This window comes from Streptomyces milbemycinicus (assembly GCF_002154605.1).
GTDB classification, from domain to species: Bacteria; Actinomycetota; Actinomycetes; order Streptomycetales; family Streptomycetaceae; genus Streptomyces; species Streptomyces milbemycinicus.
Genome location: NZ_MUNE01000611.1, coordinates 1 through 13,053 on the forward strand (window position 1 = coordinate 1; position 13,053 = coordinate 13,053).

Below are 13,053 nucleotides of genomic sequence, written 5' to 3' on the forward strand. Positions count from 1 at the left end.
AGACGCCGCAGGGGGCGGGCCCGGTGCCGGGCCCGCCCCCTGCGGCGTCTGATCGAGGCGAGGCAGCTTACGAGAAGCGCCTCATGCTGAACCTCAGCTGAACGAGTCACCGCAGGCGCAGGAGCCCGTGGCGTTCGGGTTGTCGATCGTGAAGCCCTGCTTCTCGATGGTGTCGACGAAGTCGATCGAGGCGCCGCCCAGGTACGGGGCGCTCATGCGGTCGGTCACGACCTTGACGCCGCCGAAGTCCTTGACGACGTCGCCGTCGAGCGTGCGCTCGTCGAAGAAGAGCTGGTAGCGCAGGCCGGAGCAGCCGCCGGGCTGGACGGCGACGCGCAGCGCGAGGTCGTCGCGGCCCTCCTGCTCCAGCAGGCTCTTGACCTTCGACGCGGCGGCGTCGGACAGGATGATGCCCTCGCTCGCGGTGGTCTCGTCCTGAACGGTCATCTGCTTCTCTCCCGGGTCGTACGGACTGCTTGCCGTCGGCTCAAACCATCGGCGTCCCGGATTCATTCCGGGGCGGGCGCTTTTCTTCCTGCCTGTTCATGCTCGCATACGCGGACCGCGCTCCGGAATGCGTCACATCGACGCGATGGGCATCGTCAAACTGACATGAAGCAGATATGATAGATAGCGTCATTTTGACGATTAATGGGTCCCCGTGAAGAAAGAAGGGTGCGTGACGTGACCACCGCCCAACCCCTCGATGTCCAGCCGACACCGCTCGCCCTGCTCCTCCTCGGCCGGGAGGCCGACCCCAGGAGCGAGCGCGGTGTGGAGTGCCCCGGCGATCTGCCCGCGCCCTCCGACCCGGACCTGGTGGCGCGCGCCCGCGCGGCCAAGGCCGAGCTCGGGGACCGGGTGTTCGTACTGGGCCACCACTACCAGCGCGACGAGGTCATCGAGTTCGCCGACGTCACCGGGGACTCCTTCAAGCTGGCCCGCGACGCGGCCGCCCGGCCCGACGCCGAGTACATCGTCTTCTGCGGTGTGCACTTCATGGCCGAGTCCGCCGACATCCTCACCGGCGACAGCCAGCAGGTGATCCTCCCGGACCTGGCCGCGGGCTGCTCGATGGCCGATATGGCCACCGCCGAGCAGGTCGCCGAGTGCTGGGACGTGCTGACCGAGGCCGGGGTCGCGGGGGTGACGGTGCCCGTTTCGTATATGAACTCCTCCGCCGACATCAAGGCGTTCACCGGTAAGCACGGCGGCACCATATGCACCTCCTCCAACGCGAAGCGGGCGCTGGACTGGGCCTTCGAGCAGGGTGAAAAGGTGCTGTTCCTGCCCGACCAGCACCTCGGGCGCAACACCGCGGTGCGCGAGATGGGCCTGTCCCTGGACGACTGCGTGGTCTACAACCCGCACAAGCCGAACGGCGGGCTGACCGCCGACGAGCTGCGCGCCGCCAAGATGATCCTGTGGCGCGGGCACTGCTCGGTGCACGGCCGTTTCTCGCTGGACTCCGTCAACGAGGTCCGCGAGCGCATCCCGGGCGTCAATGTCCTGGTGCACCCCGAGTGCAAGCACGAGGTCGTGGCGGCGGCCGACCACGTGGGCTCGACCGAGCACATCATCAAGACGCTGGAGGCCGCCCCGGCCGGTTCGAAGTGGGCGATCGGCACCGAGCTGAACCTCGTCCGGCGCCTGGCGAACCGTTTCGCCAGCGAGGACAAGGAGATCGTCTTCCTCGATCGCACGGTGTGCTTCTGCTCCACGATGAACCGGATCGACCTGCCGCATCTGGTCTGGTCCCTGGAATCGCTCGCCGCCGGCAAGGTCGTCAACCGGATCCAGGTCGACAAGGAGACCGAGGCCCACGCCAAGCTCGCCCTCGAGCGCATGCTGGCCCTGCCGTAACAGGGCAGCCGGCGTGACGGAACCGCCGGTGTGACAGACAGCCGAGGGCCCGGGGGCGAAAACCCCCGGGCCCTCGCTCGGTCCGTCTGCTCACCCCCGGGGCCGCACCAGCCCCGTCTCGTACGAGATCACCACCAGCTGCGCCCGGTCGCGGGCGCCCAGCTTGGCCATCGCCCGGTTCACATGCGTCTTGACCGTGAGCGGGCTGACCTCCAGCCGCGCCGCGATCTCGTCGTTGGACAGCCCGCCCGCGACCTGCACCAGCACCTCGCGCTCCCGCCCGGTGAGCGCGTCCAGCCGCGCCGCGTCATACGCGCCGGACTCCCCGTCCCGCCCGCCGCCCTGCGCCAGGAACTTCGCGATCAGCCCCTTCGTGGCGACCGGGGACAGCAGCGCCTCGCCCGCCGCCGCGATCCGGATCGCGGCCAGCAGCTCATCGGGCTCGGCGCCCTTGCCCAGGAAGCCGCTCGCACCGGCCCGCAGCGACTCCACGACGTACTCGTCCACCTCGAAGGTCGTCAGCATCACCACCCGGACGTCCTCCAGCCGCGGATCCTGGGTGATCATGCGGGTGGCGGCCAGCCCGTCCGTACCGGGCATCCGGATGTCCATCAGCACCACATCGGCGCCCCGGTCGCGGGCGATCTCCACCGCCTCGGCGCCGTCCGACGCCTCGCCGACCACCTCCATGTCCGGCTCGGAGTCCACCAGCACTCGGAACGCGCTGCGCAGCAGCGCCTGGTCATCGGCCAGCAGCACCTTGATCGTCATGACTCCCCTTCGCCCCCTTCGCCCCCTCTGTCACGCGGTTCCCCTCTCCGCATCTGCAGAGGCAGTCTCACCCGGACCCGGAAACCACCCTGCGGCCGGGGTCCCGCCTCGCAGTTGCCGCCCAGTGCGGCGACCCGCTCCCGCATCCCGATCAGCCCGTGTCCGCCGCCGGGGTCCTCCGCCGGGGGCTGCTCCGCACAGGGCCCGTCGTCGTCGACCGTGATCAGCAGTACGGCGGAGGTGCGCACGATACGGACCTGGGCCTTGGCGTCCGGCCCGGCGTGCTTGTGCACATTGGTCAGAGCCTCCTGGACGATCCGGTAGGCGGTGAGGTCCACGGACCCCGCCAGCGGGCCGAGACCGTCCCGGGAGACCGCCTCCACGTCCACCCGCAGCCCGGCCTTGACGAAACCGTCGACGAGCTGGTCCAGCACCGCGAGGCCCGGGGCCGGCTCGGTGGGCGCGGCCGGATCGCCGTACTGCCGCAGCAGCCCGACGGTGGCGCGCAGCTCGTCCAGCGCCGAGCGGCTTGCCTGCCGTACATGCGCGAGCGCCTGTTTGGCCTGGTCCGGGCGGTTGTCCATGACATGCGAGGCGACCCCGGCCTGGACATTGACCAGCGCGATGTGATGGGCGACCACGTCATGCAGCTCGCGGGCGATACGCAGCCGCTCCTCGGCGACCCGGCGGCGGGCCTCCTCCTCGCGGGTCCGCTCGGCCCGTACCGCACGCTCCTCGATGGCCGCGATATAGGCGCGGCGGCTGCGCGCCGCGTCACCCGCCGCGGCGGCCAGCCCGGTCCAGGTGAAGATGCCGAAGTTCTCCTGTGCGTACCAGGGGCTGACCCCGAACAGCATCGCGACCCCGGTGAGCACGGCGACGGTGATGAGGCCGACCCGCAGCGTGGTCGACCGGTCGGTGCGCACGGCCACGGTGCACAGCGCCACCGCGACGCCGAACACGATCGAGGTGCGCGGCGGCCCGTCGTGGGCGGTGACGACCTCCACGACGGTGAGCGCGGCGGTGACCGCGAGGACGCCGATCGGGAATCTGCGGCGCAGTACCAACACGCCCGCGGCGACCGCGGCCAGCAGCACGAAGAGCGGGTCGATCGGGTCGATGGAGCGGTGGCCGGTGTGCGGGCTGGCGGCGGCGCCGATCAGCATCAGCGCGAAGACGACCACGGCCAGCAGCGCGTCCAGCGCGTGCGGATGCGCGGTGAGCCAGCGGTACGGACGGGCCAGGCCTGGCCCGACGGCGAGGGGAGTCACGGCATCCAACCGTAAGCGCTGCGCCATCGAGGGCCGTCTCAGCCCGGCTCAGCCCGGGATGAGGCCGTCGTCCCTGAGCATCGCCCGGACTTCGTGGAGCGTCGTGTCCGGGCGCGGCAGGATCAGCTCCGAGGGTTCCAGCGAGTCGTCGGGCAGCGGGTCGCCCAGCGAGCGCACACAGTCCAGCAGCGCGCCGAGTGTGCGGCGGAAGCCGTCCTCGTCGCCGCTCTGCACCTCGGCGAGCAGCTCGTCATCGAGCTTGTTCAGCCCGGACAGGTGTGAGTCGTCCACCCTCAGCTGCCCCTCCCCCATGATCCGTACGATCATGACGACCTCCTTCGGGGCCCGGTGGACTACGTGTCCAGGACTACTCGTCCGCTACTTGTCCACTACTTGTCCATGTTGGGGCGGGGCTGCTCCTGCTTCTGCCCGCTCTCGATGGCCTGCTGCGGGGTGCCGCCCGCCAGCTCGGCCTTCATCCGCTGCAGCTCCAGCTCCACATCCGAGCCGCCGGAGATCCGGTCCAGCTCCGCGGCAAGGTCGTCCTTGGCCATACCGGAGGGGTCGTCGAGCGCGCCGGAGGCCATCAGCTCGTCGAGGGCGCCGGCCCGGGCCTGCAGCTGCGCGGTCTTGTCCTCGGCACGCTGGATCGCCATGCCGACATCGCCCATCTCCTCGGAGATGCCCGAGAATGCCTCGCCGATCCGGGTCTGAGCCTGGGCGGCGGTGTAGGTGGCCTTGATGGTCTCCTTCTTCGTACGGAAGGCGTCCACCTTGGCCTGCAGCCGCTGCGCTGCCAGCGTCAGCTTCTCCTCCTCGCCCTGCAGCGTCTGGTGCTGCGTCTCCAGGTCGGTGACCTGCTGCTGCAGCGCGGCACGGCGGGACAGCGCCTCGCGCGCCAGATCCTCCCGGCCCAGCGCGAGCGCCTTGCGCCCCTGGTCCTGGAGCTTGGCGGACTGCCCCTGCAGCTGGTTGAGCTGAAGCTCCAGGCGCTTACGGGACGTGGCCACGTCGGCGACGCCGCGCCGCACCTTCTGCAACAGCTCCAGCTGCTTCTGGTACGAGTAGTCAAGGGTCTCGCGCGGGTCCTCGGCCCGGTCCAGGGCCTTGTTGGCCTTCGCGCGGAAGATCATTCCCATACGCTTCATGACACCGCTCATGGGCCTCGCGCGCCCCCTTCTGACGGACTACGGACTACCGGCTCCAGCACATCCAACAGACCCAGCCTACGGGCCCTACATCCATTACCGCACTGTTCGGACCCGCTCGTGCTCCTCCTACAGGACGATCGATCCCCGGGCGACTCCGGCGCAAGGAGGAGCACGGAGGAGCACGGGCGAGCGCGGTGCCGTTGCCGGATCGTTCCCCCAGGGGCTGGGGCCCACACCCGCAAACCCGTACCCTTGGGCTTTGTGTTCCGTAGCCGTTCAAAGGACGAGCAGGCCGCCACCGCCAAGGTGATCGCGGACCAGCCGCAGCAGACCCGTGACCCTCAGGCGCCCAAGGGCCGCCCGACCCCCAAGCGCAGCGAGGCCCAGTCGCAGCGCCGCAGCCTGGCGAATTCGAGTTCGAAGATGAGCCGCAAGGACGCGACGCGGCGCCAGCGCGAGGCCCGCCGCGCCGATATGGCGCGCCAGCGCGAGGCGCTGGCCGGCGGCGACGAGCGGTATCTGCCCGCCCGTGACAAGGGTCCGGTGCGCCGCTTCGCCCGTGACTACGTGGACTCCCGCTTCTTCGTCGCGGAGTTCTTCCTGCCGCTGGCCGTGGTGATCCTGGTCCTCAGCATGATCCAGGCCGGGGCCATGCAGACCTATGTGCTGCTGCTGTGGATGCTGGTCATCCTGCTGATCGTCATCAACTCGGTCGTCCTCGGCATCAAGCTCAAGCGTCAGCTGCGCAAGCGGTTCCCCGACGAGAATCTGCGCGGTGTGGTGGCGTACGCCCTGATGCGTACGCTCCAGATGCGCCGCCTGCGGCTGCCCAAGCCGCAGGTCAAGCGCGGAGAGCGGCCCTGAGCGCGGACCCTTCCGGTGCGGCCCCGACGGCCGCTTCCGGTGCGGCCCCGAGCGCGACCACTTCCGGCACTTCCGGTTTCGCGGGCGGGGCGAGCGGCTGGCTGAGCGGCCTCGGCGGCCTGCGTAACACCGTCCGGCAGGCGCTGGTCGCCCGTCAGCTCGACGAGCAGATCGCGGCCCACTTCCCGGTGGGCCGGCGGCTGCGCATCCTCGACGTCGGCCTCGGCCAGGGCACCCAGGCCCTCCGGCTGGCCCGGGCCGGCCACGAGGTCACCGGGCTCGAATCCGACCCGGCCATGCTGGACGCGGTCCGCGAGGCCCTGTCGCGCGAGCCCGCGGGCATCCGGGAGCGGATGCGGCTCATCGAGGGCGACGGCCGGGACACGGGCGCGCACTTCCTGCCGGGCGCCTTCGACATCGTCCTGTGCCATGGCGTGCTGATGTACGTGCCGGAGCCCGACCCGATGCTCGCCGCCCTGGCCCGCGTCCTGGCGCCCGGCGGCCTGCTCTCGCTCCTGGTCCGCAACGCCGACGCGCTCGCGCTGCGGCCGGGGCTCTCGGGCGACTGGGACACGGCGCTCGCCGCCTTCGACTCCCCCACGTACACCAACCGCATCGGCCTGGCCGCCCGCGCCGACCGCCGCGAGACGCTGACCACCACGCTCACCGCGATCGGCACACCGCTGCACACCTGGTACGGCGTGCGGGTCTTCACCGACCTGGCGGCGGACGACTCTTCGGTCCCCGACGACTGGGACCGGCTGCTGACGGCGGAGGACCGCGCCGGGCGCACCGACCCGTACCGCGCGGTGGCGGCGCTGCTGCACCTGTGCGGAGTGCGCGGCTGAGTCAGCCGCGCACCCTCACCTCATCTCACCGCTACTCGGCTACTCGGCTACTCGGCTCTTCGGCCCGCAGGCTCATCGGCCCATAGATCTTCGACCCGTCTTCGAAGAGGGTCACCTGCTCCGCCCCTCCCTCCAGCAGGGCCCTCCACTCCTCTCCGATCCACGACTCGGCGTCCCCTTGCGTAGGGAACTCGTCGGGCTGCACCGCGGGCTTCGTCTCCGTACCGTCGGATTTCTCGAACCGCCACGTCCATGCCATGTCCGCCTCCTCCATCCCGCCGGTCACATGATGTCTGCCCAGCAGCCTATGGGACTGATCACTCCCAGCGGGGTGACCTGAGCGCGCCCACCACACCGGGACGCGAGACGATCGGGGCGTGGAACTCACTCTCCTGGGCACCGGAGCCCCCGCCGGGCTGCCGCGCCACGGCTGCCCCTGCGCGGCCTGCGCCACCGCCGTGGGCGACGAGGCGCGGGCCGCGACCGCCCTGCTGATCGACGGTGCGCTGCTGCTCGACCTCACCCCGGGCGCGGCCTTCGCCGCCGCACGCGCCGGATACTCGCTGACCGGCGTCGTACAGGTGCTGCTCTCGCACCCCCACGAGGGCCCGGCCGTCGAGTTCCCCGCCGGGCTGCCCGCGCCGGGCCGGGTCCCCGACGGCCGGGAGCTGGCCCTGATCAGCGGCCACCGGGTGCGGGCCGTTCCGCTGGACTCCCCCGGCACCGGTTACGAGGTCACCGGCCCCGACTCCACCCGCCTCCTCTACCTCCCGCCCGGCGCGGCCCCGGCCGGTCTGACCGACTCCGCCGAGCCCTACGACATGGTGCTGCTGGACGTCCTCGGCCGCCCCGGCGCGCTGGCCCAGCTCCGCGCCACGGGGGCGGTCGGCCCGACCACCGACCTCCTCGCTGTCCACCTCGACCACACCGTCCCGCCCGGCCCCGAGCTGCACCGCAGGCTCGCGGCGGCGGGCGCGCGGGCCGTGCCGGACGGGGAGACGGTCGTCGTCGGGGAGTACCACGCGGTGCCGGACCTGCCGCGCCGTACGCTCGTCCTGGGCGGCGCGCGTTCCGGTAAGTCCCTGGAGGCCGAACGGCGGCTCGCGGCGTTCCCCGATGTCCTCTACGTGGCCACCGGCGGCACCCGCGACGGCGACCCCGACTGGGCCGCGCGTATCACCGCCCACCGCGAGCGCCGCCCCGGCTCCTGGCGCACCACCGAGACCTGCGATCTGCCGCCGCTGCTCGGCCAGGACGGCGGGCCGCTGCTGATCGACTGTCTCGCGCTGTGGCTGACCGACGCGATGGACTCGGTCGGCGCCTGGGACGACGACACCTGGACCCACGGCGGCAGGCGCGCCCTCCACGAACGCGTCGACGCCCTGGTCTCCGCCCTCCGGGCCACCACCCGCACGGTGGTCGCCGTCAGCAACGAGGTGGGCTCCGGAGTGGTCCCCGCCACCGCGTCGGGGCGCCGCTTCCGCGATGAACTCGGCCGTCTGAACGCGGCGTTCGCAGCCGAGTGCGAACAAGTCCTCCTGATCGTGGCCGGCCAGGCCCTCCCCCTCCGGGGCTGAAAGGGCTTCACACTCCTGGGCCGGGCCGCTACCGGTGCCAGGGGCGCCTCGTCCACGCCTCCGTCTCCGTCTCCGTCTCCGCCTCCTCAGCCGCTGTGGTTTCGGCGTCGGACGGCGGCGTCCAGTTGTCGCCGCGTCGCCGCTCCCATATCGCGTGCATGGCCAGTACCTCTTGGTGCACCGACAGCCCGCGCTTGTCGTGGAGATGGGGCAACGTGATCTTTCGGCCGTCGCGGTGGCGGACAACGACGATCGCCGCGGGCTGCGTCCCATGGACCAACCTGTGCGGATAGCCTTCGATCTCGATGGCCTGGATGTCGCGCCAGGCCGTCCTGCGCGTCCGAAACAGCCTACGGACGGCGACATGGTCCTCGTCGATGACGGTCCTGCTCGCACAGGTCACCACGACCAGCAGGAAATACACCGAAGCCAGCACCGCGACCATCACGATCGCGAGGGCGATGGGCATGTCCTCCTCGAACACCGGCCTCAGCACCGTCAGGCCAAAGCCCCCGAAGAAAACGATGACGAGCAACGGCAGCCAAAGCGGCGCACGGTACTCGCGGGCCTGTGGGCGGCCCTCCCCCGTCCCGGTCATCCTCTCCCCCTCCTGGCCCTTCCCGCCTCGGCACCCGAACCACGGAACGCTAGCGCGCGAGAACCGGGAGGGGTCCCGCTCGCGCACCCCAACCACACCATCGGGGTACCCCCGGTAGGGTTCCGCCCGTGAGCAGTCTCAATCTCGATGACTTCGTCGACCTGATCGAGCGTCCCGACGGCGGCGTCCGGCGCGATGCCGAGGAGCGCCGGGAGCGGCTGGCGCTGCCCCCGGGGGCGCTCGGGCGCCTGGACGAGCTGGGTGAGTGGCTGTCAGCCGCCCAGCAGCGGGTGCCCGTCAAGCCCATCGAGAGGTCACGGGTCGTACTGTTCGCCGGTGACCACGGCGTCGCGGAGCTGGGCGTGTCCGCCCGCCCCGCCGGCAGCGCCCACCAGCTCGTACGCGCCGTACTCGACGGCGAGAGCCCCGTGGCGATCCTGGCCCGCCGCTACGACGTGCCCGTGCGCGTCGTCGACATGTCCCTGGACTGCGACCCCGACGACCTCCCCAAGGAGGTCACCCGCCACCGCGTCCGGCGCGGCTCCGGCCGCCTCGACATCGAGGACGCGCTGACCCTGGAGGAGGCCGAGCAGGCCTTCCGGGCGGGCATGGCCATCGCCGACGAAGAGGCCGACGCGGGCACGGACATCGTCGTCCTCGGCGATGTGAGCGTCGGCGGCACCACCGCCGCCGGCACCCTGATCGCCGCGCTGTGCGGCACCGACGCCTCCGTGGTCACCGGCCGCGGCGGTGCGGGCATCGACGACCTCGCCTGGATGCGCAAGTGCGCGGCCATCCGCGACGGGCTGCGCCGCGCCCGCCCCGTCCTCGGCGACCAGCTTCAGCTGCTGGCGGCCAGCGGCGGCGCCGACCTCGCCGCGATGACCGGCTTTCTGCTCCAGAGCGCCGTACGCCGTACGCCCGTCATCCTCGACGGTGTGGTCTCCGCGGCCTGCGCGCTCGTCGCGCAGCGCGTGGCGTTCCGGGCACCCGACTGGTGGCTGGCCGGGCAGAACAGCGGCGAGCCGGCCCAGGAGAAGGCGCTCGACCGGATCGCGCTCGACCCGCTGCTCGACCACGGCATCACCGTGGGCGAGGGCACCGGGGCGCTACTGGCCCTGCCACTCGTACAGGCGGCCGCGGCGCTCGCCGCGGAGCTGCCCGAGCGGCCCGACCCGGCGCCCGACGAGCGGGCCGACGACGCCCCGGCGGCCGACGACATCACCTGACCTCCTCCCCATATGCTCACGGCATGGGAGACGTCCGTTCGAAGCCGACCGCTGAGGCCACCCGGCGCGGCCGCCCCTGGCCGCGCCGCTCCGCCGCCTTCGCCGTCTGGTACCTGCGCGCCGTCACCGCGCTGAACTTCCTCGGCGCGGTGTGGGTCTCCTTCGGCAACGACATCCGGCGCCACAACGTCGACCAGTACTTCACCCCGTACCTCCTCACCGCGGGCTTCTTCTCCGGCGCCTTCTCGATGTTCCTGGCGATCACCATGCGCCGCCGCAAGCGCGCCGCCTGGATCCTCAACCTCGTCCTCGGCGGGCTGACCGTCCCGCTGCTGGCCCTCGCCCTGACCCAGGCGCCCGTCGCCCGCCACCCGCAGAACTGGATCTCGCTGGGCCTGACCGCCGTCTTCGTCGTCGCCCTGCTCATCGGCCGCCGCGAGTTCTACGCCAAGGGCGACCGCTCGAACCCCAAGCTCGCCGCCGTTGTCGCGGTGAGCGGGCTGCTGATCGGCTCGCTGCTGGCGACCGCGCTGGTCACCCTCACCAACACCGCGCCCGACGACTACCGCTCCTCGTTCCTGGACCGCTGGCACTACGGCACGCTGCGGCTGATCTCGCTCGCGGCCCTGGAAGGCCGCTTCGAGGGGATCCAGACCCCGGGCTGGGCGAATGTGGCCATCAACATCATGAGCACGGCGCTGCTCCTGCTGGTGCTGTACGTGGCCTTCCGCTCCCGCCGCGTCGTCGACCCGATCTCGGCGGACGACGAGCGCCGGCTGCGCGCGCTGCTGGCGCGGCACGGCGACCGCGACTCGCTCGGCTACTTCGCGCTGCGCCACGACAAGAGCGTCATCTGGTCGCCGACCGGCAAGTCCGCCGTGACGTACCGGGTGCTCAGCGGCGTCTCCCTCGCCTCGGGCGACCCCATCGGCGACCCGGAGGCCTGGCCCGGCGCCATCGAGCGATGGCTGACCGAGGCCCGCGAGCACGGCTGGACCCCGGCCGTGATCGGCGCGAGCGAGGAGGGCGGCACGGTGTACGCGCGACACGGCCTGGACGCCCTCGAACTCGGGGACGAGGCGATCGTCGACACCGAGGAGTTCACGCTGGAGGGGCGCGCCATGCGCACCGTGCGCCAGGCCTACAACCGCGTCAAACGCGCCGGCTACACGGTCCGCATCCGCCACCACGAGGACATCCCCGAGGAGGAGATGGCCGAACTGCTGCGGCTCGCCGACGACTGGCGGGACGGCGAGACCGAACGCGGCTTCTCCATGGCGCTCGGCCGGCTCGGCGACCCCGCCGACGGCCGCTGTGTGCTGCTGGACTGCGCCGACCGCGACGGCAGGCCGCGCGCGATGCTCAGCTTCGCGCCCTGGGGCTCGCACGGGCTCTCCCTGGACCTGATGCGGCGCGACCGGGACTCCGACAACGGGCTGATGGAGTTCATGGTGCTGGAGCTGATCCAGCGGGCGAAGGAGGTCGGCGCCGACCAGATCTCGCTGAACTTCGCGGTGTTCCGGTCCGTCTTCGAACGCGGGTCCAGGCTGGGCGCCGGCCCCGTACTGCGGCTGTGGCGCTCGCTGCTCAGCTTCTTCTCCCGCTGGTGGCAGATCGAATCGCTCTACCGCGCCAACGCCAAGTACCGGCCGATCTGGGAGCCCCGCTATCTGCTCTTCGAGAAGAGCACCGACCTGCCGCGGATCGGTATCGCGGCGGCGCGGGCCGAGGGGTTCCTGGAGGCGCCGGGGCTGCCCAAGTGGCTGAACCGCAAGCGCTTGGAGACGGCGGCGGCACATCACGCGTCGCCGCGCTGACGTACGTGAACGGGGCCGGTAGGGGCGGGGCCGGCGGCCGTCAGGAGCCCGGCTCGGAGAACCCGCCGATCCAGTCCTGCAACCGCCGGCGCACCCCGCCCCAGCGCGCGTCATGCCGCTCCGCCCGGTGCTGCGCCCGCCGACGCGTCCGCGGCCTGCGGCGATAGAGGCGCCGCGCCCAGGGCGACCCCGGCCGCGCCAGCCGGACCGCGCCCATGAGCGCCAGGACCGGCACCAGCACGCCGAGCACCGCGATCCGCGGCTTGCCCTTGGCCAGCGCGAGCAGGGCGAACAGGAAGTTGACGCAGACGGTCACGATCACCGCGCCGCGGTCGTGGCGCTCGGCGGCTGACACTTCGTTCACCCCGAACGGCAGAAAGCCGCTCAGCACCAGGCCCACCAGCGCCGCGGTGATCACGACGACCTCGACGCTCTGCCGGCCCTGCTCGGTCCAGTACACGTCGTGGAGGTGCAGGATCAGCGCGAACTCGTCGAGCACCAGCCCCGCGCCCACCCCGAACACCACCGCCGCCAGGTACTCCCAGGACGGGGTCTGCGCACCGGCGATCGCGCCGAAGCCGCCGACGACGGTGAGCACGACACCGGGGACGACGTGGTGAATATGCAGCCCACCGGGGGCGATGTTGCGGAACGGCCCCTTGCCGGCCCTGATGAGCCGGGTGATGGTGCGGGTGATCACGAACGAGAGGATGAACGAGGCCAGGGCGAGGAGCAGCGGCAGCTTGCCGGGCTCCACGATGTTCCGATACCACCAATGCCCCATGGCCTTTCAGGGTGCGCGATAGCCTGCGACGCGATGGACACCACGCCGGAGCAGTCCCCCGCACGCCCGCCAGGGCCCCCGGGACCCTCGGAACCCCCGAGGCCCACGGCCCCGCCACGGCCCGCCGCGCCTCCGGAGCCCATGGACGCGCCGGAGCCCACGGATACGGACACACCCGAGCCCGCGGACGAGCCGACCCAGCCGACCGAGCCGAACAAACCGAGCGAGGCGACTGAGTCGGACGAACCGAGCGAGCCGACCGAACCGGCCCGCCCCGCGC

14 protein-coding genes are annotated in these 13,053 nt (G+C 71.8%); 6 read left to right on the forward strand and 8 right to left on the reverse strand.

Annotated features, from left to right (window positions below):
• Nucleotides 1-93: 93 nt before the first annotated feature.
• Nucleotides 94-447 carry a HesB/IscA family protein gene (locus CCN51_RS40320; RefSeq protein WP_014180376.1) on the reverse strand — a complete coding sequence of 118 codons (354 nt, stop codon included), beginning with the start codon at nucleotides 445-447 and terminating at the stop codon, nucleotides 94-96.
• A 237-nt stretch (nucleotides 448-684) separates the two neighbouring features.
• On the opposite strand from CCN51_RS40320, the gene nadA reads away from it, so the two are divergent.
• Entirely contained in the window at nucleotides 685-1,863 is a 1,179-nt protein-coding gene (gene nadA, locus CCN51_RS40325; protein WP_193383751.1) for a quinolinate synthase NadA, read from the forward strand.
• A gap of 90 nt (nucleotides 1,864-1,953) precedes the next feature.
• On the opposite strand, the gene CCN51_RS40330 is transcribed toward nadA, so the two are convergent.
• The 4 genes from CCN51_RS40330 to CCN51_RS40345 form a co-directional block, all read right to left on the reverse strand.
• A complete protein-coding gene (locus CCN51_RS40330) occupies nucleotides 1,954-2,634 on the reverse strand; it encodes a response regulator transcription factor (protein ID WP_014180374.1) in 681 nt (226 codons plus the stop codon).
• Complete coding sequence (locus CCN51_RS40335) at nucleotides 2,631-3,932, reverse strand: histidine kinase (protein ID WP_014180373.1); 1,302 nt, start codon at nucleotides 3,930-3,932, stop codon at nucleotides 2,631-2,633. Before CCN51_RS40335 ends, CCN51_RS40330 begins: the two co-directional genes overlap by 4 nt.
• Before the next feature lie 21 nt (nucleotides 3,933-3,953).
• The gene (gene pspAA / locus CCN51_RS40340) at nucleotides 3,954-4,232 is read right to left on the reverse strand and encodes a PspA-associated protein PspAA (protein ID WP_014180372.1); all 279 of its coding nucleotides are present in this window, start codon (nucleotides 4,230-4,232) and stop codon (nucleotides 3,954-3,956) included.
• Nucleotides 4,233-4,294: 62 nt separating this feature from the next.
• Nucleotides 4,295-5,065: a PspA/IM30 family protein gene (locus tag CCN51_RS40345; protein WP_078610686.1), complete on the reverse strand. Its 771-nt coding sequence runs from the start codon at nucleotides 5,063-5,065 to the stop codon at nucleotides 4,295-4,297.
• Nucleotides 5,066-5,317: 252 nt separating this feature from the next.
• Between CCN51_RS40345 and CCN51_RS40350 the strand changes: the two genes are divergently transcribed.
• Both CCN51_RS40350 and CCN51_RS40355 read left to right on the forward strand, forming a co-directional pair.
• On the forward strand, nucleotides 5,318-5,920 hold the full coding sequence (locus tag CCN51_RS40350; protein ID WP_193383750.1) for a DUF3043 domain-containing protein: 603 nt from the start codon (nucleotides 5,318-5,320) through the stop codon (nucleotides 5,918-5,920).
• Nucleotides 5,921-6,021: 101 nt separating this feature from the next.
• Nucleotides 6,022-6,768 (forward strand): methyltransferase domain-containing protein, encoded by a 747-nt coding sequence (locus CCN51_RS40355; protein WP_238545701.1) that lies wholly within the window; start codon nucleotides 6,022-6,024, stop codon nucleotides 6,766-6,768.
• 31 nt (nucleotides 6,769-6,799) lie between these two features.
• Here the strand turns inward: CCN51_RS40355 and CCN51_RS40360 are convergent, their stop codons facing one another.
• Entirely contained in the window at nucleotides 6,800-7,027 is a 228-nt protein-coding gene (locus CCN51_RS40360) for a hypothetical protein (RefSeq protein WP_043491906.1), read from the reverse strand.
• Between the two features lie 118 nt (nucleotides 7,028-7,145).
• Here CCN51_RS40360 and CCN51_RS40365 point away from each other — a divergent pair, with 118 nt between their 5' ends.
• Nucleotides 7,146-8,345 (forward strand): bifunctional adenosylcobinamide kinase/adenosylcobinamide-phosphate guanylyltransferase, encoded by a 1,200-nt coding sequence (locus CCN51_RS40365; RefSeq protein ID WP_014180367.1) that lies wholly within the window; start codon nucleotides 7,146-7,148, stop codon nucleotides 8,343-8,345.
• A 28-nt stretch (nucleotides 8,346-8,373) separates the two neighbouring features.
• On the opposite strand, the gene CCN51_RS40370 is transcribed toward CCN51_RS40365, so the two are convergent.
• Nucleotides 8,374-9,030 carry a PH domain-containing protein gene (locus CCN51_RS40370; protein ID WP_143676035.1) on the reverse strand — a complete coding sequence of 219 codons (657 nt, stop codon included), beginning with the start codon at nucleotides 9,028-9,030 and terminating at the stop codon, nucleotides 8,374-8,376.
• A 41-nt stretch (nucleotides 9,031-9,071) separates the two neighbouring features.
• Between CCN51_RS40370 and cobT the strand changes: the two genes are divergently transcribed.
• On the forward strand, nucleotides 9,072-10,172 hold the full coding sequence (cobT, locus tag CCN51_RS40375; protein WP_014180365.1) for a nicotinate-nucleotide--dimethylbenzimidazole phosphoribosyltransferase: 1,101 nt from the start codon (nucleotides 9,072-9,074) through the stop codon (nucleotides 10,170-10,172).
• 23 nt (nucleotides 10,173-10,195) lie between these two features.
• Entirely contained in the window at nucleotides 10,196-11,989 is a 1,794-nt protein-coding gene (locus tag CCN51_RS40380; RefSeq protein WP_014180364.1) for a phosphatidylglycerol lysyltransferase domain-containing protein, read from the forward strand.
• 40 nt (nucleotides 11,990-12,029) lie between these two features.
• On the opposite strand, the gene CCN51_RS40385 is transcribed toward CCN51_RS40380, so the two are convergent.
• Complete coding sequence (locus tag CCN51_RS40385) at nucleotides 12,030-12,773, reverse strand: hypothetical protein (RefSeq protein WP_014180363.1); 744 nt, start codon at nucleotides 12,771-12,773, stop codon at nucleotides 12,030-12,032.
• Nucleotides 12,774-13,053 lie beyond the last annotated feature (280 nt).

Excerpts from the sequence above, each read along its gene's own strand:
- CCN51_RS40320 (WP_014180376.1), bottom strand. The coding sequence starts at position 447 with ATGACCGTTCAGGACGAGACCACCGCGAGCGAGGGCATCATCCTGTCC.
- CCN51_RS40330 (WP_014180374.1), bottom strand. The coding sequence starts at position 2,634 with ATGACGATCAAGGTGCTGCTGGCCGATGACCAGGCGCTGCTGCGCAGC.
- CCN51_RS40335 (WP_014180373.1), bottom strand. The coding sequence starts at position 3,932 with ATGGCGCAGCGCTTACGGTTGGATGCCGTGACTCCCCTCGCCGTCGGG.
- pspAA (WP_014180372.1), bottom strand. The coding sequence starts at position 4,232 with ATGATCGTACGGATCATGGGGGAGGGGCAGCTGAGGGTGGACGACTCA.
- CCN51_RS40345 (WP_078610686.1), bottom strand. The coding sequence starts at position 5,065 with ATGAGCGGTGTCATGAAGCGTATGGGAATGATCTTCCGCGCGAAGGCC.
- CCN51_RS40360 (WP_043491906.1), bottom strand. The coding sequence starts at position 7,027 with ATGGCATGGACGTGGCGGTTCGAGAAATCCGACGGTACGGAGACGAAG.
- CCN51_RS40380 (WP_014180364.1), top strand. The coding sequence starts at position 10,196 with ATGGGAGACGTCCGTTCGAAGCCGACCGCTGAGGCCACCCGGCGCGGC.
- CCN51_RS40385 (WP_014180363.1), bottom strand. The coding sequence starts at position 12,773 with ATGGGGCATTGGTGGTATCGGAACATCGTGGAGCCCGGCAAGCTGCCG.